This window comes from Paramicrobacterium humi, from assembly GCF_900105715.1.
Taxonomy (GTDB): Bacteria; Actinomycetota; Actinomycetes; order Actinomycetales; family Microbacteriaceae; genus Paramicrobacterium; species Paramicrobacterium humi.
The window spans coordinates 1,416,215-1,437,138 of the sequence record NZ_FNRY01000001.1; the positions used below are offsets into that span (position 1 = coordinate 1,416,215).

At 63.4% G+C, this 20,924-nt stretch carries 24 protein-coding genes; 10 read left to right on the forward strand and 14 right to left on the reverse strand.

The window, feature by feature from the left end; genetic code table 11:
• The first annotated feature begins 71 nt into the window (after positions 1–71).
• The gene (locus BLV49_RS07110; protein WP_245723568.1) at positions 72–704 is read left to right on the forward strand and encodes a DUF6518 family protein; all 633 of its coding nucleotides are present in this window, start codon (positions 72–74) and stop codon (positions 702–704) included.
• Between the two features lie 299 nt (positions 705–1,003).
• Here BLV49_RS07110 and BLV49_RS07115 read toward each other — a convergent pair whose 3' ends face one another.
• Genes BLV49_RS07115 through BLV49_RS07130 form a run of 4 tightly spaced genes read right to left on the reverse strand, consistent with a single transcriptional unit; the run spans position 1,004 to position 5,423 of the window.
• Complete coding sequence (locus tag BLV49_RS07115) at positions 1,004–1,765, reverse strand: DeoR/GlpR family DNA-binding transcription regulator (protein ID WP_176980756.1); 762 nt, start codon at positions 1,763–1,765, stop codon at positions 1,004–1,006.
• A 20-nt stretch (positions 1,766–1,785) separates the two neighbouring features.
• Positions 1,786–3,105 (reverse strand): four-carbon acid sugar kinase family protein, encoded by a 1,320-nt coding sequence (locus BLV49_RS07120; RefSeq protein WP_091181942.1) that lies wholly within the window; start codon positions 3,103–3,105, stop codon positions 1,786–1,788.
• A gap of 1 nt (position 3,106) precedes the next feature.
• Entirely contained in the window at positions 3,107–4,378 is a 1,272-nt protein-coding gene (locus BLV49_RS07125; protein ID WP_218132607.1) for a RuBisCO large subunit C-terminal-like domain-containing protein, read from the reverse strand.
• Positions 4,365–5,423 (reverse strand): alcohol dehydrogenase catalytic domain-containing protein, encoded by a 1,059-nt coding sequence (locus BLV49_RS07130; protein WP_091181947.1) that lies wholly within the window; start codon positions 5,421–5,423, stop codon positions 4,365–4,367. The genes BLV49_RS07125 and BLV49_RS07130 overlap by 14 nt, the downstream gene beginning before the upstream one ends.
• A gap of 224 nt (positions 5,424–5,647) precedes the next feature.
• On the opposite strand from BLV49_RS07130, the gene BLV49_RS07135 reads away from it, so the two are divergent.
• The 6 genes from BLV49_RS07135 (at position 5,648) to BLV49_RS07160 (ending at position 11,845) form a co-directional block, all read left to right on the forward strand.
• Positions 5,648–6,682, forward strand: coding sequence for a TRAP transporter substrate-binding protein (locus tag BLV49_RS07135; protein WP_091181949.1), 1,035 nt, complete (start codon positions 5,648–5,650; stop codon positions 6,680–6,682).
• A gap of 70 nt (positions 6,683–6,752) precedes the next feature.
• Positions 6,753–7,283 carry a TRAP transporter small permease gene (locus BLV49_RS07140; RefSeq protein WP_091181952.1) on the forward strand — a complete coding sequence of 177 codons (531 nt, stop codon included), beginning with the start codon at positions 6,753–6,755 and terminating at the stop codon, positions 7,281–7,283.
• A gap of 5 nt (positions 7,284–7,288) precedes the next feature.
• Positions 7,289–8,572: a TRAP transporter large permease gene (locus tag BLV49_RS07145; protein ID WP_091181955.1), complete on the forward strand. Its 1,284-nt coding sequence runs from the start codon at positions 7,289–7,291 to the stop codon at positions 8,570–8,572.
• A 156-nt stretch (positions 8,573–8,728) separates the two neighbouring features.
• Positions 8,729–9,556: a hydroxypyruvate isomerase family protein gene (locus BLV49_RS07150; RefSeq protein ID WP_091181958.1), complete on the forward strand. Its 828-nt coding sequence runs from the start codon at positions 8,729–8,731 to the stop codon at positions 9,554–9,556.
• 174 nt (positions 9,557–9,730) lie between these two features.
• Positions 9,731–10,531: a sugar phosphate isomerase/epimerase family protein gene (locus BLV49_RS07155; RefSeq protein ID WP_091181960.1), complete on the forward strand. Its 801-nt coding sequence runs from the start codon at positions 9,731–9,733 to the stop codon at positions 10,529–10,531.
• Positions 10,532–10,846: 315 nt separating this feature from the next.
• On the forward strand, positions 10,847–11,845 hold the full coding sequence (locus BLV49_RS07160; RefSeq protein WP_091181963.1) for a formylglycine-generating enzyme family protein: 999 nt from the start codon (positions 10,847–10,849) through the stop codon (positions 11,843–11,845).
• Between the two features lies 1 nt (position 11,846).
• Here the strand turns inward: BLV49_RS07160 and BLV49_RS07165 are convergent, their stop codons facing one another.
• From BLV49_RS07165 to BLV49_RS07200, 8 genes are all read right to left on the reverse strand, one after another.
• Complete coding sequence (locus BLV49_RS07165; protein WP_143033991.1) at positions 11,847–12,185, reverse strand: DUF202 domain-containing protein; 339 nt, start codon at positions 12,183–12,185, stop codon at positions 11,847–11,849.
• Positions 12,182–12,541, reverse strand: coding sequence for a YidH family protein (locus BLV49_RS07170; RefSeq protein ID WP_091181966.1), 360 nt, complete (start codon positions 12,539–12,541; stop codon positions 12,182–12,184). Before BLV49_RS07170 ends, BLV49_RS07165 begins: the two co-directional genes overlap by 4 nt.
• Positions 12,542–12,637: 96 nt before the next feature.
• A complete protein-coding gene (locus BLV49_RS07175; RefSeq protein ID WP_091181969.1) occupies positions 12,638–13,186 on the reverse strand; it encodes a DUF421 domain-containing protein in 549 nt (182 codons plus the stop codon).
• 88 nt (positions 13,187–13,274) lie between these two features.
• Positions 13,275–13,580, reverse strand: coding sequence for an antibiotic biosynthesis monooxygenase family protein (locus BLV49_RS07180; RefSeq protein WP_091181972.1), 306 nt, complete (start codon positions 13,578–13,580; stop codon positions 13,275–13,277).
• Between the two features lie 74 nt (positions 13,581–13,654).
• On the reverse strand, positions 13,655–13,894 hold the full coding sequence (locus tag BLV49_RS07185; RefSeq protein ID WP_091181975.1) for a hypothetical protein: 240 nt from the start codon (positions 13,892–13,894) through the stop codon (positions 13,655–13,657).
• A 48-nt stretch (positions 13,895–13,942) separates the two neighbouring features.
• On the reverse strand, positions 13,943–14,206 hold the full coding sequence (locus tag BLV49_RS07190) for a type II toxin-antitoxin system RelE family toxin (protein WP_091181977.1): 264 nt from the start codon (positions 14,204–14,206) through the stop codon (positions 13,943–13,945).
• A complete protein-coding gene (gene relB / locus BLV49_RS07195; RefSeq protein ID WP_091181980.1) occupies positions 14,207–14,431 on the reverse strand; it encodes a type II toxin-antitoxin system RelB family antitoxin in 225 nt (74 codons plus the stop codon).
• Between the two features lie 34 nt (positions 14,432–14,465).
• Entirely contained in the window at positions 14,466–15,485 is a 1,020-nt protein-coding gene (locus tag BLV49_RS07200; RefSeq protein ID WP_091181982.1) for an LLM class flavin-dependent oxidoreductase, read from the reverse strand.
• A gap of 90 nt (positions 15,486–15,575) precedes the next feature.
• On the opposite strand from BLV49_RS07200, the gene BLV49_RS07205 reads away from it, so the two are divergent.
• Together BLV49_RS07205 and glsA are read left to right on the forward strand one after the other, a co-directional pair.
• Positions 15,576–16,547: a Gfo/Idh/MocA family protein gene (locus BLV49_RS07205; RefSeq protein ID WP_091181986.1), complete on the forward strand. Its 972-nt coding sequence runs from the start codon at positions 15,576–15,578 to the stop codon at positions 16,545–16,547.
• A 26-nt stretch (positions 16,548–16,573) separates the two neighbouring features.
• Positions 16,574–17,959, forward strand: coding sequence for a glutaminase A (gene glsA, locus BLV49_RS07210; protein ID WP_091181989.1), 1,386 nt, complete (start codon positions 16,574–16,576; stop codon positions 17,957–17,959).
• A 24-nt stretch (positions 17,960–17,983) separates the two neighbouring features.
• Here glsA and BLV49_RS07215 read toward each other — a convergent pair whose 3' ends face one another.
• Entirely contained in the window at positions 17,984–19,066 is a 1,083-nt protein-coding gene (locus BLV49_RS07215; protein ID WP_091181992.1) for a type I restriction endonuclease, read from the reverse strand.
• 172 nt (positions 19,067–19,238) lie between these two features.
• On the opposite strand from BLV49_RS07215, the gene BLV49_RS07220 reads away from it, so the two are divergent.
• Complete coding sequence (locus tag BLV49_RS07220) at positions 19,239–19,850, forward strand: TMEM175 family protein (protein ID WP_176980757.1); 612 nt, start codon at positions 19,239–19,241, stop codon at positions 19,848–19,850.
• A gap of 32 nt (positions 19,851–19,882) precedes the next feature.
• Here the strand turns inward: BLV49_RS07220 and BLV49_RS07225 are convergent, their stop codons facing one another.
• On the reverse strand, positions 19,883–20,842 hold the full coding sequence (locus BLV49_RS07225; protein ID WP_091181995.1) for a sugar-binding transcriptional regulator: 960 nt from the start codon (positions 20,840–20,842) through the stop codon (positions 19,883–19,885).
• Positions 20,843–20,924: the final 82 nt, after the last annotated feature.

Sequence of the window (20,924 nt, forward strand, 5' to 3'; positions counted from 1 at the left end):
GTCTTCAGGAGGAGGATCATGAGCCTTGAGGAGGACGCGAGGTCGCGGCATCCGTCGTTAGCGTCTCTCTTGTGACCGTTCAATCCGCGGACCGCGTGCGCCGCGCTCGTCTCCCGCTCGTCGTCCGAGGCGGCGCGGTGCTCGCTGCGAGCCTTCTGCTCGGCGGACTCACCTCGTGCGCGCAGGGGCTTCTGCCCGAGTGGGCGACGTCGTTCGCGAACTCGTCGAGCGGGTGGACGCTGCTGACCGCCGTTCTCGTGTTCGCGGCGCGTGCCGCGTGGGGGATGTCAGCCGTGCTCGGTGCTGGGAGCTTCGTGCTGCTCACGGTCGGCTACGCCATGGTGTCGACAATGCGCGGCTTCTATTACGACCCGATGTTCTTCTCGGTGATCGGCGTGCTGGTCGGGCCGTTCGTGGGCGTCGCGGCGTGCTGGCTGCGGGATCGCGGGCTGCGGGCCGCGTTGGGGACCGCGGCGCTCGCCGGAATCGGCATTGGTGACGCGCTCTATGGGCTCACGGTCGTCGCCTCGACCACGAGTCCCGTGTATTGGGGCGCGATCGGCGTTCTCAGCCTTGCCCTGATCGCCGGAATGCTCGTGCGCCGCATCCGCGGCGTGGTGCCGGTTGTCATCGCCGTTCTCGGCTCGGCGGCCGTTGCGGCCGCCTACTTGCTCGCCTTCCGGGCGCTCAGCGGAGCACCTTAGGCCTTTCTCGCGGGAACACGCGGCCTTCTATGTGGGCTACATGGGGGATTGTGAGGCGCCCCTCGTGAGAGGGACACTGGCCGTCAGTGATCGGAGTGAACGATGTATCCCGCACCGATGGCGATGTCGCCAGAAGTCCACGCAGTCGTCGAGCGTGAGCGGCTCAAGCCGCCGGGAACGTCCGGGCAGACTCCGCACTGGCGACGTATCCGCCGCTGGTGGCGGTCCGCTACGTGTCAGTCTTGACTGCGATCGCGCGGCTTTCTCCGTGGCGGCATCTCAAAGAGGCCGCGGTGACTTCATCCGGTCACAACAATCTCGACGCCAGCACTCAGAAGCTCGTTCCGCAGATCTCGGTCGGGCTCCTTGTCGGTGACGAGCACATCTAGAACGTCAATGCGATCGAGTACTACTCCTTTGCGCTGCCCCAGCTTCGTGTGGTCGGCGGCCATGATCACGGTGTCACTCTGTCCGAGCAAGCTCCGGCGTACCTCCGTCTCAGCCACGTCAAAGTAGCTGATGCCATCGAGAGCGGTGAGACCACCGCAGCCGAGAACCAGCTTGTTGAGTTGAAGCTGACGCCGCTTCTCTACGAGATCTCCGCTTACGAGCGTGGCCTCGCTGGTTAGCATCCCCCCGAGCACGATCACCGAACTCCGCGAGTACTGAAATTCGACAGCCGCCTGAATCGAATTCGTCACAATGAGCAGGTCGTCGCGCGGTGCTAGTTCCGCCGCGACCGCTCTGCACGATGTGCCGCTATCCAAACCGACCGTGTCACCGCTCACAATTAACTCGGCGACTTTGCGAGCAATGGCCGACTTGGCCTCGACCATGACTCCCACGCGCTTTGAGAAGCGGGGGCGCGGAGCCGTCGCTCCCCCGTGAACCCGTTGGAGCACGCCCTCACTATCGAGCCGCGCAAGATCACGCCGGACGGTCATCTCAGACACCTGAAGCGAGCGCGCCGTTCGAGCTACGTCCACCTGACCGTCGCGGTGGAGCAAATCGAGGATGTAACGCTTGCGATCTTCGATGGAATGGCCCGTTGCTTCTACCACGCTTGTCCGTCTTCTCCTGCTCATCGCGCCAGCTGCGTTTGCCCGGTTCTCACGGCCTCGAAGAAGTCTTCTCCGCCGATTTGGCCGCCCTTGAGGACGATCTCGAGTCCGTCCGTCACCAGATCATCTGACTGTAATCGGAAGGCGAGCGTGAGGCCTGACACTGTGCCGATCGTGACCATCGCCCGAGCGCGAAGCGCGGTTACGACATAGCCGGAAGTGTCGCCGCCAGCGACAAGAACTCGACCCAAGTCCGTTGACTCGCGACAGTACCGGACTGCCCGCGCTAGACCGTCGGCGATCTTCGTGACGCTCACCGGGCGAGCCTTCCGGGGGCTATCCGCGCCGCAGGTGTAAAGGATCACGCTCCTCCCCGCTTGGATCTCCCTTCGAGCTTCCAATGCTGCTGACTGGATCTCTAGTGCCCAATTCGAGTCACTACCGCTCGAGTCAAGCGCGATTGTGTGCCATCCGCCGCGCTGGGCATATTCAATTTGGTCACTCGTGAGTGAAGAACAAGATCCGGAAACTGCAAGCACCGGGCCGCTCGATGCGTCGATGTTGTCTGGTCGAGCGCTTGCTTTACGGCCTAGCGCGGATGCGATTCCAATGCCGAAGCCGCCCGATCCCACCCCGAATCCTTGCACGTCCTGCGTATTGCGAAGCACGAGTTCACCTGCTCGTCTGAGGTCGTCTTCAGTAAGGCTGTCGAGAACGATCGCAGAGGCTCCATCATCGAGCGCATGAGCGTACCGCTGCTGCCCTTGTTCGACATCGGCCAGGGCGAGTATATCGACGCCGTAAACGGGCATGCCGAGCTGTAGCTCGATGTGCAGTCTCAGGTCCGCTTCCTTCATCGGAGTGACCGGATGGTTCGTCATGATCGATTGCCGATCCAAGCGGTGCACGTTTCCACGGTCGACCGCGAAGTGATTGCTGAAGACGGTGTAGCGACCAAGATTGGGCTGAGCCACCAAGACTGGTACCGGCGCGCCGCACATCAGATGCTGTCCCCACGTGATCGCAGGCTCGAAGCTTCCGACGGTCGGCGATGAGTCGGCGGTTGAACACACCTTGTAGAGCAGGAAGTCCGGGTTCAGCTGCGCTAACTGTTCGAGAGCGGGAATCAGCTGCGCTCTGATTGCCTCTGGCTCCATAGCTCGTGTAACCCCGGCTATGCCAATGACGGCGTGCGTTTCGGCGGCCGCTTCCAACTCGCCCTGATCTGGAGCTCCAAGGAACAACACGCTATCAAGCCCGAAGCGCTGGTACTGCATGATCAGGTCAGCCGAGCCGGTGAAGTCGTCACCGTAGAACGCCAAGAGCAGGTCTTTAGGCATGTCAGTGTCCAAAAGCTTTCAGCGCGATGTCAAGTGGAGAGCCAGGTTCGGCGACTTCTTCGGGAACATCTCCAGCGACGACCGCGTCCCAAGCCGCTCGCATGCTGCTGACGCCGGCCGACGCGCCACCCGGGTGTGCGTGGATTCCGCCGCCAGCGAGAACAAGGATGTCGGCAGACTGAATCAAAGCGTGCGTTGTCGCTGCTGTGGCGGCCGTTTGTGCTGATGAAAGCACCGGCAGCATCGGATTACCAATCTCGAGCGGGCGCTGCATGGCCCGCACGCTTGAAACTACCGCTGAGTTGTCTTCCCAGAACTTACTGTCTATGCCACCAACGTGTAAATGGTCGGCCCCACACACGCGGGCGAGCTTCTGAAAGACGCGGAAGGACATCCCCAGTCCCGGGTGTCTGTCGAGTGCACCAAACCCGGCGCGATGTCCGTGCAACGCGAGGTCCGTACTCTTTCGAAGTTCAGCCAAGGCTGAGAAACCGATAGTGGGGATAGCCGCCATCGCGCAGGTCCCGCCTTGGCGCTCGATCCGTTCCAGCCCCATTTTCATGCTGTCTACGTCGCCCGTCACATTGAACGCGTACATTGTCAGCTTGCCGGTCTGATCCGCTACGTCATTGAGAACACGCATGACGGCATCGATTCTCTGGTTCAGAGGAGCGAACGGGGGATCGGTATTGAGTTCGTCGTCCTTGATGAAGTCGATGCCGGCGAGAGCGAGCTCTCGAACAAGGGCGGTAAGTTGTTCCAGATGCAGGCCAATCGATGGTTTGACGATCGTCCCGATCATGGCCCCGCCATCTACCCCCATGAGGCGTCGGGTGCCGGGAATGCCGCGTAGCGGACCCGAATAGTGTTGCGCGAGCGCTGCCGGCAACTCGACGTCGAGCAGCTTGACGGCGGCGAGTTCTCGGAGCTCATAAAGGTTACCCGCAACCGTTGTGATCAGTGATGCCACTGAGGGTCCGAAGTTGATCGTCGGGAAGAGCACTTCGACGGTTCCGGTCGTAAGCGTTGCCGCCGGAGACGGCCGCCATGACCCAGGCAGCGGCGCAATGGGTGTCTCGTCGACCGTGATGCGACTCACAACGGCGCCGTGGCGGCGCTTGAGGTCTTCGGACTCGAGCGCGACGCGAGTGAAAGTCCCGGAGGATTGTTCCCCGGCCAGAATCTCTGCCGCCTTCTCAAGCGGAAGGTAACTAGAGATTCTGTAGGTCGCGACGATATAGCTGTCGCGAGGCTCGGACTCACTGATTGTCACTCAGAACCCCATTCGGAAAGAGCACGACCTTGTTGGCCTCGCCAGTGAGCAACTCGATCGCGTGATCGAAGTCCCTCAAATTCAATCGATGTGTGATCAGCCAGCTCAAGTCAAGTCGTCCTGATGCGAGTAGGTGGCTGAGGTCCTCCCAGGTGGACCAGAGACGGCGGCCGAAAACTCCTCGAAGGGTGATCCCCTTCTTGTTTATGTAGGCGGCGATATCGATCGGAATCTTCGATCCGGGATGCCCGATGGTGACAACATCTCCTTCACGCCGCACCGCTTCGAGAAGTGTCGGTAGGGCACTTGGCGCCGCTGACACCTCGAACGCTACGTCCGCTCCACCTCGTCGACCGGAAACAGTTCGGACGTAATCGACCACGTCATCGGAAGGGTCAAGTACCTGAGCGCCCAGAGACTCAGCAATCGCGCGCCTATACGGGTTCGGCTCTATAGCAATGACGTGTGACGCTCCGAACAGCATGCTCAGCTGAATTGCGACAAGCCCAACAGGCCCGCAGCCGCTGACCACGACAACTCCTCCCACGCCGGCGAAACCGCTCCTAGCGAGCGCGGTCAACGCCACCCCGGCCGACTCCATCAATGAGCCAACTTCGAGCGACACGGATTCGGGAAGCTTCACGACAATCGATTCGGGTACGGCAGTGCGCTGTGCGAACCCACCGTTCACGTGCATGCCGAGGATCCTCATGTTGAGGCAGTTGTGCGCGTTGCCGATGCGGCACTGGTAACAATCAAGGCAAGGTACGTGGCTTTCGAGGGCCACTCGGTCGCCAGGCGCAATGGTCGTGACGTCTGAACCCACCTCAAGGACGGTTCCGGAAACCTCGTGACCGATCACGACAGGGAGTTCAAGATTGAACGCCTGAGCGGATGGAGTCCACTCGTACAGTTCACGATCAGTGCCGCATACGGAAGCTGCTGCCACTTCGATCAGGACGTCTCGTTTGCCGACAATTGGCTCGCTCAGGTCCTTGATGAACTCAGCGCCGTGCCCTGGGCGGTTCTTGATGATCGCTTCCATTAGCCCTCAAACTCCCTTGTTTCGACTGTGCGAACGAACACGAGCCTACGCTGTTTCGAACAGAACGGTCAATATCACGATTGGGAAACGCGGTTGACCCGCGTCCTTCCTGGGTGTTAGCTTTGCCGGCACGGACGTTCGAACGAACACCGTGTCTCGGCGGAGCTCAAGGCTGAGTTCTCCCGTGGATGTGATTTCAATGGCGAAAGGAAGAATCCGTGCAGATGAAAGGACTCGCAGTCCTCGGGGTGTTTGCAGTCGGGGCGATGGCATTGGCCGGCTGCGCCCGCGGCGGAGCGGTAGAAGGCAGCAAGGACGAATCCGGTCTGCCGAGTTACACGCTGACTATCGGAAGCTCTGTCGCGGCGAGCACTCCCGTCAACCAGGGAGCGTTGCGGTTCAAAGACACCGTTGAGAAGAAGACTGACGGCCGCGTGACCGTCGAGGTCTACCCGGCGGAGCAACTCGGATCCGAGCCGGAGATGATTGAAGGGCTCGAGCTCGGCAGCGTATCGATCGCTATTGTGGCGACCGCGGTTCTCGCCGACACCTGCCCGCAATTCGGGGCATACGCACTCCCTTACGTTATCGAGGGAGATACGAGTGAGGAGCAGTACGCGAACCTCCGCAAGCTAACGGGCTCCAAGTTCAACGAAGACATCGTCGAAAAGTGCGCGGAGGACACCGGGAACCTCGTTGTGGACAACTCGTGGTGGTACGGCAACCGCAACCTGACCACAAGATCAACCGAGGTCAACGTGCCCGAGGATATGCGCGGCCTCGACATTCGGACGCCACCCGCGGATCTCCATACGATGGGCATCAAGGCATTCGGCGCCCAGGCGGTGCCGATGGCATTCAGTGAGGTTTACACGGCGCTCGACACCGGAGTCATCGACGGCCAAGAGAATCCGATCAGCACCATTTACGAGAACGCCCTGTTCGAAGTGCAGGACTACCTGTCCCTCACGAAGCACATGACGCAAAACCAAACTCTGGTCATGAACAACGACTTCTTTGAAGGCCTTCCGAAGGAAGATCAGGATCTTATCCGAGATGCCTTGGACGAGGCTGGCGAATGGCAGTCGAACCTCCAGCTGAAGACCAATGCGGAGCAGTTGGAGAAGCTGAAGGACAAGGGCATGAATGTCATCGAGCCGGACCTTGCCCCTTTCAAGGCCGCGGTCGAGGACGTTCGCGCGGACTGGCTGAAACAGCACGAGCTGTCCGCGGAAGACCTGTCGCAGATTCAGAAGTAGGGATCCAGCTGGGGGCGGAGCACGCCCCCAGCCGCCTCCCGCACCATTCCCTCAACAAGAGGATCATCAAATGACCTTTAAAAGCGTGGTCAACATCCCCATTGCCTTCCTTAAGGGCGTCACAGTCGCGCTGGTTGCCGCGTTGATTGTGGTCGTTGTGGGCACCGTGCTCTTTCGCGTTTTCAACATCGTTCCAGAAGGCTCGTCCGAACTGGCGATTCTCCTATTCATTTGGCTCATCTACCTCGGCGCATTCGTGGCGTTCCTGGAAGGTGGTCACCTTGCCATCACTGCCGTCGCGAATCGGTTTCACGGCCGCTGGTTGGCCGGCTTTCTCATCATTTCCGACGCAGTGTTGCTCTTCTTCTTGATCATCTTGACCACGGAGAGCTACAAGTACGTGATGCTCGCACTCAGCAACGTCCGGCTTACGGCGAGTCTCCATATCTCACCCGCATGGGGATACAGCGCCCTGCTCGTGGGAATGGGGCTTTCGGCGCTCTATGTAGCGGGAAGCATCGCAATGAACATCCGACGTCTTTGGACAGGTGAAGAGCCTCCTCACCATTCCGACGAAGAGCTTGAGGGGACGCAGGTCTAATAATCATGGGAATCCTGTATCTCGTAGTTTCCTTCGTCCTATTACTCATGCTGCGTGTCCCAATTGCCTTCGCACTTGGACTGTCGTCACTGGGTTACATCTACTGGTTCATGCCTGCCGCTGTGCCGCTCACAGTTATCCCGCAGATCATGAGCTCCAAACCGGCCTCGTTTCCGCTTCTCGCTATACCGTTCTTCGTGCTGGTCGGCGAACTCATGAACGCAACCGGCATTTCTGAGCGTCTCGTTGATCTGGCAAAGGCGATCGTCGGTCACTTCCGAGGCGGGATGGGAATCGTGTCCCTCGCGGCGAGCGCACTAATGTCATCGTTCTCCGGCTCATCCGTCGCTAACTCGGTTGGTGTCGGCGGAATTACCATTCCGGCGATGAAACGGCAGGGTTATCCGGCGCCGATCGCCGCGGGAATCGAAAGTGCTGCCAGCAGCCTTGGCACAGTTATCCCTCCGAGCATCTCGATGATTGTTTACGGGTCCTTGACGGGGGTATCGATCGGCGGGCTCTTCATCGCCGGGTATATCCCCGGGATTCTTGAAGTGATTGCTCTCGCGATCATCATTGCCCTCATAGCAAAACGCCACGGCATACCGGTTGCAGAGCGGCAGCCATTGAGCGTGATTGGCCCGGCCTTCGTGCGTGCCCTCGGCGTTCTCGCCATCCCGGTGATCATTATCGGCGGCATCCTTCTCGGAGTGATGACGGCCACCGAGGCGGGTGCAGTCGGTGCGGTCTACACCTTGCTTCTGGCGCTCGTTTATCGGACTGTCACGTGGAAACTGCTCTACCGAGTGCTCTTGCGTACTGCGGTTACGACCGGCGTGATCCTCACAGTCATCGCGACCGCATCCGTACTCGGATATGTGATGACCTACGAGAGGCTTCCGGCAAAGGCTGCTGATGCACTGCTCTCTGGGCTCAGTGCCGACTGGCAGATAATGCTCGTAATCGTGCTGCTCATGGTCATTATTGGCAGCTTTATGGAAACGAACGCCGCGATTGCGATTATCGCGCCAGTGATTGTCGGGATCACTGCTGGTACGCAACTTGATCCATTGTTCGTCGGACTCATAGTGGTCGTATCGCTTTCGATCGGTGTCGCCACTCCACCTGTTGGAGTGTGCTTGTTCACGACAGCGAAGATTGCACGGACGACGATTGAGAAGGTATCCGTAGCGGTGACGCCGCTCGTAGGCGCTGTCGTGCTGATCACAGCGATACTTGCGCTGCTCCCTGGCCTCGTTCTTTGGCTTCCGAGGTTGGCTGGCTTCTAGTGAGAGCACGCGAGGGCAACGAAGCCTTCCGATGCTCGGGAGCTGTTGGTTCCCCGTGATGTGGAAGAAACGCGCGTTGCCAATCTGTGAAGAAGAAGGGGGCGGCAGCTTGCCGTCCACGAATTCGAACTGGCACGACCCAAGCGAGGAGAGACCATGACCGAGCGAGTCCGGTGGATCGCAAATCTCAGTCTTCTGTTCACGGAGATTCCGCTGCTCGACAGGCCGGCGGCCGCAAAGGCCGCGGGATTCGACGAGGTCGAATTCTGGTGGCCATTCGGAACGGAAGGAAGACCGCGAGCCTCTGAAATTGAGCGGTTCACGAATGCAGTTCTGTCCGCGGGAGTGCAACTGGCCGCAATGAACTTGTTTGGTGGTGACATGCAGGCCGGCGAGAGGGGCGTGCTCTCGTACCCTGAAAGGACGGAAGAGTTCCGCGAGAGCGTGAGGATCGCGGCCCACATCGGCGAATTGCTCGGTACGCGCCTCTTCAACGCTCCGTATGGACATCGCCGGGAAGGCCTCCCTGAGGCCGTGCAGGACGCACTGGCTGATGAGAGCTTGGCGTTCGCATCATCAGAGATCGGCAAGATTGGCGGCACCGTGCTGCTCGAGCCGATTAGCGGCATGCCCTTGTACCCCATGAAGCTGCCTCAGGACGCCTTCGCAGTGATCGACCGTTTGCGAGAGAGCAAGGGAATCACGAACCTTGGCTTCTTGCTCGATCAGTACCACCTGGAGAATCAAGGGGTCGACCTGCTCACGGCGATTGACGATTGGGGCGAAAAGATCCTCCATGTCCAACTTGCAGACGTCCCGGGACGTGGCGAACCGGGTAGCGGTGCTGCCCAGATCGGACCCCTCATAGAGCGGCTTAGGGGGAGCGGCTACACGGGAGCGTTTGCGCTGGAATATATTCCGACTACGGACACAGCGACGTCATTGGTGGCCTGGGAACGCGAGCGGAGCAGTTGGGGCGTTTGATTTGGCCGTCACCGCAAGTGCGACCCCCGACGTGTATCCAAACTTCTGGAGGCTTCGCGCTTCTTGAGCGATGCGGTCGCGCGGGCGGGTGTCGCTAGTCAACACGATCGGGAACCTTCGCCGAAGCTCCCGGGGACGTGCTCGTATGACAACGAGAAGTAGGAAGGAGTGGCCATGACTATCGGCCTCAATACATACGCGTTCTTCTGGCAATGGTCCGATCGAGTCCGAACCCCTATCTCGCTCGAGCAGATGCTGCAGAAGACCGCGGATCTCGGCATCGAACTGTTCCAGATCTGCGACTACCCGCAAATCGAGACACGCAGCGACGAGGAGTTGGGCGCACTTCGCAGCTACGCCGAAGACCTCGGCATCAGGTTGGAACTCGGTACCAGAGGCGTGCGGCCTGTGCATTTGCGGCGGTACCTGCACATGGCTGAGCTATTGGGCGCTCCGATCGTCCGCAGCATGTTCAACACGCCCGACCACCGGCCGACCGCGTCCGAGGCCGAAGGGCTATTGCGAGAAGTCCTTCCCGATTTCGAGAGAGCCGGTGTGACGATCGCTCTCGAAACCTACGAACAAGTGCCGAGCAGTACGCTTGTCGATCTCGTGTCACGCATTGGCAGCACCAGCCTCGGCATCTGCAGCGATCCGGCGAACTGTGTCGCTGCGCTTGAGAGCCCGGGCGATGTTATCGCCCGTGTGGCTCCCTATGTGGCAAACATGCACATCAAGGACTTCACCTTCACGCGGCTGGACGGGTGGGTCGGATTCTCGCTCGTCGGGGCTCCTCTGGGCAAGGGACTGCTCGACTACGACACCATGATCGGCGCCATCCAGCCTGGCGAACGCGGCATTAGCCAGATCATCGAGCACTGGCTTCCCTGGCAGGGCGACGAGGAGACGACCTGCCGAATGGAAGACGAATGGACCGCGCACAACGTGCGCTACCTGAGGAGCAAGCAACAATAGCTGCGCGGCCGGCGTTCCTCGACGTCGTCGGAGCAGCTTCGTACTGAGCATGCACGTCGCCAACGCTCTCGAAAGGTCGGCGACGTCAGCCGCGGCAGCGGTGATTCCTGCCGACGGTTGTTCCCGCGATCGTTCCCCGGCGTACTTCGACCGGCGCGAAGAGCTGAAGGTCCGGCTCTGGCAGCTGCAGGCCGAGCTGAAGGATGAGCCGCATTCCTCGCAGCCGCTGCCTGATCGGCTCTCGTCTTCGAGGGTCTGAACCGCGGATACGCTGGAATCGCGAGCGAGCATGCACGCCGAGAAGGAGGAGTCCGGATGCCGCAGGACATGGTGCTGATTCCCGGCGGCGAGTTCGCCATGGGCTCGCGGTCGTACTACCCCGAGGAGGGGCCCGTCCACACGGCCCGCGTCGACGCGTTCCTCATCGACGCGCACCCCGTCACCAATCGTCTGTTCCGCGAATTCGTCGACGCGACCGGATACGTCACGGTCGCCGAGCGCGCCCTCGACGCGACCGAGTATCCGCAGCTGAACGAGGCCGAGCGCGCCCCGGGCAGCCTCGCGTTTCGAAAGACCGCCGGCCCCGTCGACCTGCGCGATTGGCGGGCGTGGTGGGAGTGGATGCCGGGCGCCAACTGGCGGCATCCGTTCGGCCCCGACGACGACATCGACGGCAAGGACGAGCACCCGGTCGTGCAGGTGTGCTTCACGGATGCCGCGGCGTACGCGGCCTGGGCGGGCAAACGGCTGCCAACGGAAGTCGAGTGGGAGCGCGCAGCCCGCGGCGGACTCGACGGAGCGGAGTTCGCGTGGGGCGACGAGCTCGCGCCGGACGGCGAGCTGCGCGCGAACACGTGGCAGGGCAGCTTCCCGTACGACAACACCGGAGCGAACGGGTGGGTCGGCACGTCGCCCGTCGGCAGCTTCGCGTCGAACGGCTATGGACTCGTCGACATGATCGGCAATGTGTGGGAGTGGACCTCGAGCCGGTTCACCGCGAACCACCGGGAGGCGGCGCGCGCGGCGGCGCTTGAGGCGCCGGCCGGCCGCTCGCTTCTGCAGACTGTCCCGGTCACGGCGGCGGACGACGCGGGCGCCGGCTGCGGCTGCGGGTGCGGCGGCGAGTCGTCGCGAGCTGCGGCGGGAGGCGCTGCAGCATCCGTTCCCGATTCGAGCGTGCGCAGGGTGACCAAGGGCGGATCCCACTTGTGCGCTCCGGAGTACTGCCAGCGCTACCGGCCGGCAGCGCGGTCGCCGCAGACCGAGGACTCGGCGACGACGCACCTCGGCTTCCGCTGCGCCGCCGACGCGTGAGTCAGAGCAGCACGACGACGGCAAACACGACGGCGATGAGGCCGCCGGCGAAGCACGCGAGCGACAGCAGCAGCATCGGCCACGCCGACACAGTCAGCGTCGAGGTTGCGAGCAGTTCACGCGTCCCCTTGGCGTAGCGGCGGTGCGCCGCGGCATACGCGGCGACCGCGACGGCGATACCGGTGACGCCCGCGAAGATGGCGGCGGGGCCTCCGAGCTCGGGGGCAACGTAGTGGACGGCTGCCGCGATGCCGACCATGAGCGCGAGCGTCGTGCGCTGCCACGACATGAGCGTGCGCTCGGGCTGCAGTCCCGGGTCGAAGACGCGTGGGCTGGTCACAGCATGAGGCCGGTGGCGACGAGGGCGCCGGCGAGCACGAGACCGACCACGATCACGATCGCGAGTGACGGCGCGTGCAGGGGATTCGCCTCGCGAAGAGCGCGTTCGTTGCGCATCCACGCGATCCAGCCGTAGATGGGCGCGGCGAGACCCAGGCCGAGCAGGATCGCGACGGCACCGATGCGCAGCCCGAGCGGGATGTCGAGCGGCAGGGCGGCAAGCGCCACGCCCCCGGCGAGCAGCGCGAGCGACGTTCGGATCCAGGCGAGGAAGGTGCGTTCGTTCGCTAGGCTGAAACGCGGATCCGGGTCCGTTCCACGGTCGTATACGCGACGCGGGAAGCGGGTTTGGGGCATGACTCGATCGTACTTAATGGGACGAGGCACCCGCATATCGCTGCGACGCAGTATGCCGTCCCTGCCCGAACTGGAGCACGATACACACGCTCGGGCTCAACTCCCGCTGACGAAATCGCGCGGCACCCGCTCGGCCCCGACGACTCCTTGTAGGAGCTCAGGGTCGATCATCTCGCCGCGGCGCAGCACGCTGATCTGTCCTGTCGGCTCGAGGATCACGCACGCGACCTCGGCGCGGCTGCGCACGCCGGCGAGCCGGAGTTTTGAGTACACCTCGTCCGCGACGACGTGGGAGGACGCGAGGTTGTCCTCGAGCAGCTCGGTGCCAGCCATGAGCACGACCGCCGGGCTGTTGACGAGATTCGCAGCGCGTCTCACGCGTCGCAGCTGGCCTGTTGCGGCCTGCAGCACAAGCAGCGTCGCGAGCCCCAGCAGTCCCGCGAAGAGGGTGGGGGTATCGCCGAGAATCGCGCGCCCGATGACCGCGCCGAGGGCGATCACCGCGGCGAGGTCGAAGCTCGACAGCGTCGCGAGCGTGCGCTGTCCCAAGCCCCGCACGAGCAGCAGTACCGCACCGTAGAAGACGATGCACGAGACAACCACGCGGACAGCGTCAAGCCAGTCGAGTCCGAATTCCATCCACATGCGAGAGCCCCTTCGTGCGCGACCGGCGAACGAAGGCGATTATCCCACTGCGGGCGATCTGCTCAGCGCGGGCACCGTGGCCGAGGCGTCAGCGCGGTTCGACGTCGAGCACGACCTGGAACTCGAGAACCGTCGCTTGCGTCAGAACGGGCTTCCCGTGCTCACCCTTGTGGGCGGCGCGCGCGGCGCCATCGCGCCACGCCTCGTAGGACTCGTCGTCCTCCCAGCGCGTCACGACGAAGTAGCGATCCTCGCCGGCGACGGGACGAAGCAGCTCGAACCCGAGAAAGCCGGGGGAGTCGTCGATCGTTCCGGCGCGATGAATGAATCGGCGTTCGAACTCGGGACGCGCCTCTTCGGGAACTTCGACGGCATTGATCTTCACGACGGCCATGACGCAATCCTACGAGCCGTCATCACGACAACGTCAGAGCGGATGCCGTGGCAAAACGAGCTGCCCACGGACAGTCACTGTTTCCGGCGGCCCGTGAGTCGCGGGTAGAGCCAGAACAGCGCGATCGTTCCGACCGCCGCGCGCACCGCGGCGAAGACGAGCACCCACCAGCCCACGCCGTTATCGGCGAGCAGGAACGCGACGCCGATGATCACGAGGACGACGTCCGCGGCGTACGGGACTTTCAGCCAGAACAGCAGCCGCGCATTCGGCGGGGGCTGCGCCGGTTCGGGTTCATCCCGATAATTCGACACGATTAGGAGCCTACCGCCGAGAAAATCGCCGCCCCTTCGATGTGCCGCTCAGCGGTACACATCGCTGCGGTGGCCGATTTCAATCGCCAGAACCACGAGCTCCGCGTCTCGAATCTCACACAGTATGCGGTAGTCGCCGATGCGATAACGCCATTTGCCCGAAAGCCCCGCAGTCAGTCCCTTGCCTATCGAGCGCGGATCGTCGCAGCCATCGACGTTCTTGTTCAACCACGACACAATGATGCGCCTGACGCCTGGATCGAGCTTTGAGAGCTGCCTTTCAGCGCGACGCGAGTAGAAGAGACTCCACATTTACAGATACTTTGCGGCGATCTCGTCTGCGCTCAGTGTCAGCGGATCTGCATCGAACTCATCCTTGGCTCTGTTCCACGCCTGAAGATCGAGTTCATCCTCGATGCGTTCAAGCGCAGACCTGCGCACGAACTCGGAGACGGACATGCCGAAAGTCTTCGCGTAGTCGGTAAGGAGACGCTTTTCCGAGGCGTCGAGCCGAAGCGTCAAGGTGGAAGTGGCCATCGAAGTACCTCCTGTGTTACAGTGTAACACAGGCTCAGCGCCAGCCGAGCTCCGGCGCGACGAGCGTCACGACGCTCTCGAGCAGCTTCGCGTTGTAGTCCACGCCCAGCTGGTTCGGCACGGTCAACAGAAGGGTGTCGGCTGCCGCGATGGCGGCATCCGATCTCAACTCCTCGATGAGCTTGTCGGGCTCGCCGATGTAGCTCTTGCCGAAGCGGGAGATGCTGTCATCGATGACGCCGACCTGGTCGCGGCTCTCGGCTTGGGCGCGGATGCCGAAGTAGCGGCGGTCGGCATCGGTGACGAGGGGCATGATGCTGCGGCTCACCGAGACGCGGGGCGTGCCCTCGTGGCCGGCTTCCTTCCAGGCGTCGCGGAAGACCTGGATCTGCTCGGCCTGCAGCTCGTCGAACGGCACGCCGGTGTCTTCGGTCAGGAGCGTGGAGCTCATGAGGTTCATGCCCTGCTCGCCCGTCCACTTCGACGTCGCGCGCGTGCCGGATCCCCACCAGATGCGCGTGTCGAGCCCCGGCGACTGCGGCTCGATCGCGAGGGCGCCGGCGTGGCCGGCGGTTTGCGGGTTCGCGCGCACGAGACCGGCTCCGGAGATGGCGGCGCGGAAGATCGCCGTCTTCTGCCGGGCGACGTCCGCGTCGGTGGCGTCCTCGGGCGTGACGTAGCCGAACGCTTCGAACCCGCGGTCTGCGGGCTCGGGTGATCCGCGGCTCACGCCGAGCTGCAGGCGCCCGCCGCTGATGAGGTCGGCGGCCCCAGCTTCCTCCGCCATATAGAGGGGATTCTCGTAGCGCATGTCGATCACGCCCGTGCCAAGCTCGATGCGGCTCGTGCGCGCTCCCATCGCGGCGAGCAGCGGGAACGGCGAGGCCAGCTGCGGCGCGAAGTGGTGCACGCGCACGTAGGCGCCGTCGACACCGAGCTCTTCGGCTGCCACCGCGAGCTCGATCGTCTGCGTGAGCGCGTCGGCGGCGGTGTGCACGAGCGAGCCCGGCACGTCCTGGTAGTGCCCGAACGAGAGAAACCCGATGCTCTTCATGCTTGCGACAGCGTCGGAATGCGGTCCGGTATTCCCGCCATCACCGCGCGGATGCGGTTGACTGGAGGCACACCAACGTCGGGAGAGCACATGCGCATCGGACTGATCGGCGCGGGCGCCGTCGCCGTCAACCACGTCACGGCGGCCGAGCAGATCGACGGCCTTGGCATCGCCGCGGTGTGCGATCTCAACGAGGACGCCGCCCGGGCCGTCGCGCCCGAGGACGCGGCGATCTTCGGCGACTACCGCGACCTCTATGCGAGCGGCCTTGTCGACGCGGTCATCGTGAACACCCCGCACGCTCTGCACGCGCCCATGGCCGTCGAGGCGGCGGCAGCCGGACTGCACGCGCTCGTGGAGAAGCCCATGGCGACGACGCTCGAAGACTGCGATCGGATGCTGCGCGCGAGCGAGCAGCATGGAACGACGCTCATGGTCGGCCACGTGCAGCACTACACGCCCGGCAAGCGCGCCGCCGCCGACGCGATCGCGCGTGGCGACATCGGCGCTCCGCTGCTGCTGCGCGACTATCGCACGACGGACTACCGTCCCGGCATCCGCACGCCCTGGTTCTTCTCGAGGCGCATCGCCGGCGGCGGCTCGCTCATCAACATCGGCGGGCACTGCATCGACCGCACCCTGTGGCTCGCCGGCGGGCGGGCGCGCACCGTCACCGCTTCCGTCGCTCGTCGACACGACGTGTCCGTGGAAACCGATGGCATCGTCCGACTCGAACTCGACACGGGCGCGACCGTGTCGATAACCGTCGTGTCAGACGCGCCGCGCTACGCCGACGAACTCGTCATCGTCGGGGAGGGCGGCGTCATCACCGCCGACCCGCTGAACGGCACCTTCCGGCAGCAGGACGGTCACACCCTCACGCTGTGGGAGGCGAACGACGACTGGCTGCAAGACGCCTTCACGGCGGAGCTGCGCGACTTCGCATCCGCCGTCGGGGGAGCCGAGCCGAGCGTGTCGCTCGCGCACGCGCGGCACGTGGTCGAGGTCGTGCTCGCGGCGTACGAGTCAGCGCAGTCGGGACGCCCCGTGTCCGTGCGCTGAGTGTCGGCCGTCCGTAGCATGGGTGCATGGCCGCGCCCGAGACCCTCTCTGACATCGTCACGTCCTTCCTCGACGTCGTGCACGACAGGCTCGTCGACGACCGCAGGGGCGCGGTCGCGGACTACATCCCGCAGCTCGCGGAGGTCGACCCGGAGCTGTTCGGCATCGCCCTGTGCGGCCTGAACGGTCGCGTGTACGAGAGCGGCGACACCGACGTGCCGTTCACGATCCAGTCGGCATCCAAACCCTTCGTCTACTCGCTCGCCCTCGACGACCGCGGCCTCGACGCCGTGCACGAGCGCGTCGGCGCGGAGCCGAGCGGTGAGGCGTTTAATTCGGTGAAGCTCGAGGCGGGAACCGGACGCCCGCCGAACCCCATGGTGAACGCGGGAGCGATCGTGACGACTTCGCTCGTCGACGGTGCGAGCCCCGAGCGACGGTTCGAGCGCATCCTCGAACGGCTGAGCGCGTTCGCCGGCCGGCAGCTGAGCGTCGATGAGGCCGTCTTCGCGTCCGAGCAGGAGTCGGGCGATCGCAACCGGGCGCTCGCCTACCTCATGCGCGGCGCGGGCTCCCTCACAGCGCCCGTCGGCGACACGCTCGACACGTACTTCCGGCAGTGCTCGATTCTCGTCACCGCGCACGACATCGCGGTCATGGGCGCGACGCTCGCGAACGGCGGCGTCAACCCGCTGACCCGGCGACGCGTGACGAGCGCGGAGACCTGCCAGCACGTGATGACGATCATGGCCACGTGCGGCATGTACGACTACGCGGGCGAATGGCTGCTGCGCGCTGGCCTCCCGGCGAAGTCCGGGGTCGCGGGCGGCCTCGTCGCGAGCTCACCGGGCGAGTTCGGGCTCGGCCTGTTCAGCCCGCGTCTCGATGCGAGCGGCGCGAGCGTGCGCGCGGTGGTCGCGGCGCAGCGCCTCGCGAACCGCTTCGGGCTCCACGTGCTGCACCGGCCGCTCTCGCTCTCGGCCTCCGAGGTCACTGCCGCGAACGACGAGCTGGAGGCCGGGCTCGGAGCGGAACAGGATGCCGCTGCGGCGCAGCTGCTGCAAGACCACGCCGACGATCTCGCCGTGTGGCGCTTGCGCGGCTATATCGACTTCGACGGCGCCGAGCAGCTGCTCCTCGACGTCGACGCCTGGCTGCAGGCGCGGCCCGCCGAGCGCGAGAATCCGGCGGTCATCGTTCTCGACCTCACGGAGGTCACGCAGCTGCAGTCCGTCGCCGTGTGGATGCTCGCGGCCCTCGCGACCTGGTGCCGCGAACGCGGAATGCGCGTGATCGCGAGCGACCCGCAGGGCCGCAGCCTCGGTGTCGCGGGACTGTCGCAGACGCCGGACTTCGACGGCGCCGTGCGTGACGCGGCGGCGACAGCGGGATCGGGAACGCCAGCGGGCTGAGGTCGCGGGGTGACTTAGGAGTCGCTACGCGTATCGCCGGGCAGCTTCACGAAGCGCATCGACGTGCCTGTAGATCTGGTCCAGAGACTCGATCGGCACTCTCGTTTCGGCCTTGTTCTCGTCAAACAGCCCCAAATACTTCTGAGAGTGGTTGAAGTGGAGCCGGGCGATCGGTTTCCGATTGTTGTCGTCAGCGAGGATCGCGAAGTAGGACTTCGCGTCCCGGTGACAAATTCGCTCAAGCTTGAGTTCGTTGCACACGATGGCCCGAACGATGTGGAAGCCTTCAAGCTCTTCGAGGGTCGTCTCGATCGAGTCATCACGTGAGAGGCTCTCTTCGACAACGGTCTCGCTCTTGACCTCGTCAGCGAGCTCTTCTGCGGGGTAACTCGACGAGCCGAGGGCGGTCTTCAACCGGTCGTTCACTTGCTCCGTGAGGAATTGTTGGCTCGCCTTGCCCACAAGCGGTGTGAATTGTTCGCGCACCCGCTGCGTGAATGCTCCGTCGTATACGCGGGAAGTGAAGAACCTCACCCAGTCGTCCGTCGGCTCCTTGAACTGAGCAGACATTGCGCGCTTTATCTGGCCAACGTATTTCAGCTCCTCCGCCGCGTTGAGCACGGAGTCGAGATCGAAGATCTCCTTTGACAGCTTGCGTACCTCGGGGATGAGGGTCGGATCGATCTCATTGAGGTCAAGCACAAGGAAAGGCTTCGAGTCCATCCGGTTGGGGCGGTCCAAGTCGGTGTAGAACTGGTACACCTCGCCGTTCGTGAGGATGGCGATTCGAGCGTTCGTGACAGCGAAGTAGCGGAAGAGCTGAGACGCGTGCTCGATTCGAAGCGCGTCGTTAATTCGTTTGCACTCGATCAGGATCTGAACGTCGCCATTGTGAGTAATGGCATAGTCGACCTTCTCTCCCTTCTTGACGCCGACGTCGGCGGTGAATTCTGGAATGACCTCGAGAGGGTTGAACACGTCGTAACCGAGAATCGTGGAAATGAACGGCATGACGAACGCATTCTTGGCCGCTTCTTCAGTCTCAATGGAGCTTCGCTGTTCGCGGACCTTTGCGGCCAGCGCCGTCAGTCGCTCGTTGAATTCCATGAATGCTAAAGCCTCCGTGCTGTGGTGCGAGATGCACCCACTATCGCGCTCGAGCATTCATCGTTCTCGACAAAATCGCCTACGTCGGAGTAATCCTCACCCGAACTGGGGCCACTCCGCCCTGGGTGAGGAAGGTCGCGCCCGGGCGACCGTCGCCCACTACTCTTGTCGCATGAGCACGACGCGGGGTCTCGACCGGTTGACGGCGTTCACGGATGCGATCGTCGCCATCGCGATCACGCTGCTCGTGCTGCCGCTCGTGGACGCGGCATCCGATCTCGACGCCTCGGGCATGACCGCGGGCGATTTCTTCGCCGAGCACGCGCTTCAGCTCATCGCCTTCTTGATCAGCTTCGCCGTGATCGCTCGCCTGTGGCTCGCGCATCACCGCATCTTCGAGCACGTCACGACCTACACGCCGCGCACCCTGCTGCTCACGCTGCTGTGGGCGTTCACGATCGTGCTGCTTCCCCTGCCCACGGCGATGACCGCAAGCCTCGCCGTCGAGCCGGGCGTGATCGGCTTCTACATCGCGACCATGGCCGTGAGCAGCCTGCTGCTGACGCTGCACGTGCTCGCGATCCGCGGTTCGGCGCAGGAGGACGCGGACAATCCGCTGCCCGAGCACGTGCGCACCAACAGCATCATTACGACCGCACTGTTCTTCGTCGCGCTCGTCGTGGGCACGCTCTGGCCGGCGGTGAACTACTTCGCGCTGTTCCTGCTCGTGCTGAGCTGGCCGGCGAACGTGGTCATCCGCAAGCGGAGCGCCGCCCGCGCCTGAGCGTCACAGTCGGCGGCGGACCGTCGCGGAACTCAGGCATCAGCAAGCAGCGTCTCGGCGGTGATCGAGTCGGTGACAAGCGTGTTCGGGATGCCGCTCGCGAGCGCCGCCCGGATGGCGGGGACTTTGTCGGCGCCGCCGGCCACGGCGATGACGTCCGGAACCTTGCGCAACTGCTCGGCGGAGATGCCGATCGTGCGCTCGCTCAGGGAGCCCTCGAGCAGCTCGCCGTTGCCGTCGAAGACGAGGGCGCACATGTCGGCGACCGCGCCTCGCGTGCGGAACTCCTCACGCTCGGTCTCGTCGACGTGGGCGTAGAAGGTCGAGTTCTCGTTCCACGATCCGATGCCCACGAGGGCGGCCGTGAGGGAATCACATTTGGACAGAGTCGACGCAATCTCCGGTTCCGCCCTGAGGTCAGAGGCGACGGCGGCATTGCGAACGAGTAATGGGGCGTGAAGGGCGTGCGTGGGTCCGTTGGTCTTTGACCCAATTCGCCGCAGCAGCTCGACACCGCTGACGTTGAGATCGACGCTTGAGACTCCTCCCACGAGCTGGACGAGGGTGCACTGAGGAAGTGTTGAAAGTGCATCTGCAACTCGCGTGAGGGTGGCGCCCCAGGTGATGCCGAGCACGTCGTCCACGTCGACAAAAGCCTCGAGAAGGTCTGCACAAGCCTGACCGAGTAGATATGTCGTCATGTCCACCGACGAATCCGCGGTATTGACGACGACCGCCCGGGATAGGCCGAACCTGGCAGCTAGCCGGTCACCGAGCGGAAGATCGAGTTCCGCAGGCATGTCGACCTGAATATGCACGAGCCCCTGCGCGCGGGCGTCATCAAGCAGCCGTGCGACCTTGAAGCGCGAGATTCCCAGCTCGTCTGCGATCTCGCTCTTCTGCTTGTTGTCAATGTAATAGCGGCGCGCGACGATCGCAGCCTCAAGCAGCGGCGAGCGTCGCGATGCAGACAAGCGCGAGTCAAGCGGCATGGCGATTCTCCTTCGGTGGCCGTCTGATTGACCGGCACGCGACCATCAGTGTACAGTAAGAATGCGCTCATACGAGCGAAAG

Excerpts from the sequence above, each read along its gene's own strand:
- BLV49_RS07215 (WP_091181992.1), bottom strand. The coding sequence starts at position 19,066 with ATGGAATTCAACGAGCGACTGACGGCGCTGGCCGCAAAGGTCCGCGAA.
- BLV49_RS07155 (WP_091181960.1), top strand. The coding sequence starts at position 9,731 with ATGACTATCGGCCTCAATACATACGCGTTCTTCTGGCAATGGTCCGAT.
- BLV49_RS07140 (WP_091181952.1), top strand. The coding sequence starts at position 6,753 with ATGACCTTTAAAAGCGTGGTCAACATCCCCATTGCCTTCCTTAAGGGC.
- BLV49_RS07135 (WP_091181949.1), top strand. The coding sequence starts at position 5,648 with ATGAAAGGACTCGCAGTCCTCGGGGTGTTTGCAGTCGGGGCGATGGCA.
- BLV49_RS07200 (WP_091181982.1), bottom strand. The coding sequence starts at position 15,485 with ATGAAGAGCATCGGGTTTCTCTCGTTCGGGCACTACCAGGACGTGCCG.
- BLV49_RS07220 (WP_176980757.1), top strand. The coding sequence starts at position 19,239 with ATGAGCACGACGCGGGGTCTCGACCGGTTGACGGCGTTCACGGATGCG.
- BLV49_RS07190 (WP_091181977.1), bottom strand. The coding sequence starts at position 14,206 with ATGTGGAGTCTCTTCTACTCGCGTCGCGCTGAAAGGCAGCTCTCAAAG.
- BLV49_RS07145 (WP_091181955.1), top strand. The coding sequence starts at position 7,289 with ATGGGAATCCTGTATCTCGTAGTTTCCTTCGTCCTATTACTCATGCTG.
- BLV49_RS07160 (WP_091181963.1), top strand. The coding sequence starts at position 10,847 with ATGCCGCAGGACATGGTGCTGATTCCCGGCGGCGAGTTCGCCATGGGC.
- BLV49_RS07150 (WP_091181958.1), top strand. The coding sequence starts at position 8,729 with ATGACCGAGCGAGTCCGGTGGATCGCAAATCTCAGTCTTCTGTTCACG.
- BLV49_RS07120 (WP_091181942.1), bottom strand. The coding sequence starts at position 3,105 with ATGCCTAAAGACCTGCTCTTGGCGTTCTACGGTGACGACTTCACCGGC.
- BLV49_RS07225 (WP_091181995.1), bottom strand. The coding sequence starts at position 20,842 with ATGCCGCTTGACTCGCGCTTGTCTGCATCGCGACGCTCGCCGCTGCTT.
- BLV49_RS07170 (WP_091181966.1), bottom strand. The coding sequence starts at position 12,541 with ATGCCCCAAACCCGCTTCCCGCGTCGCGTATACGACCGTGGAACGGAC.
- relB (WP_091181980.1), bottom strand. The coding sequence starts at position 14,431 with ATGGCCACTTCCACCTTGACGCTTCGGCTCGACGCCTCGGAAAAGCGT.
- BLV49_RS07205 (WP_091181986.1), top strand. The coding sequence starts at position 15,576 with ATGCGCATCGGACTGATCGGCGCGGGCGCCGTCGCCGTCAACCACGTC.
- glsA (WP_091181989.1), top strand. The coding sequence starts at position 16,574 with ATGGCCGCGCCCGAGACCCTCTCTGACATCGTCACGTCCTTCCTCGAC.
- BLV49_RS07175 (WP_091181969.1), bottom strand. The coding sequence starts at position 13,186 with ATGTGGATGGAATTCGGACTCGACTGGCTTGACGCTGTCCGCGTGGTT.
- BLV49_RS07130 (WP_091181947.1), bottom strand. The coding sequence starts at position 5,423 with ATGGAAGCGATCATCAAGAACCGCCCAGGGCACGGCGCTGAGTTCATC.
- BLV49_RS07180 (WP_091181972.1), bottom strand. The coding sequence starts at position 13,580 with ATGGCCGTCGTGAAGATCAATGCCGTCGAAGTTCCCGAAGAGGCGCGT.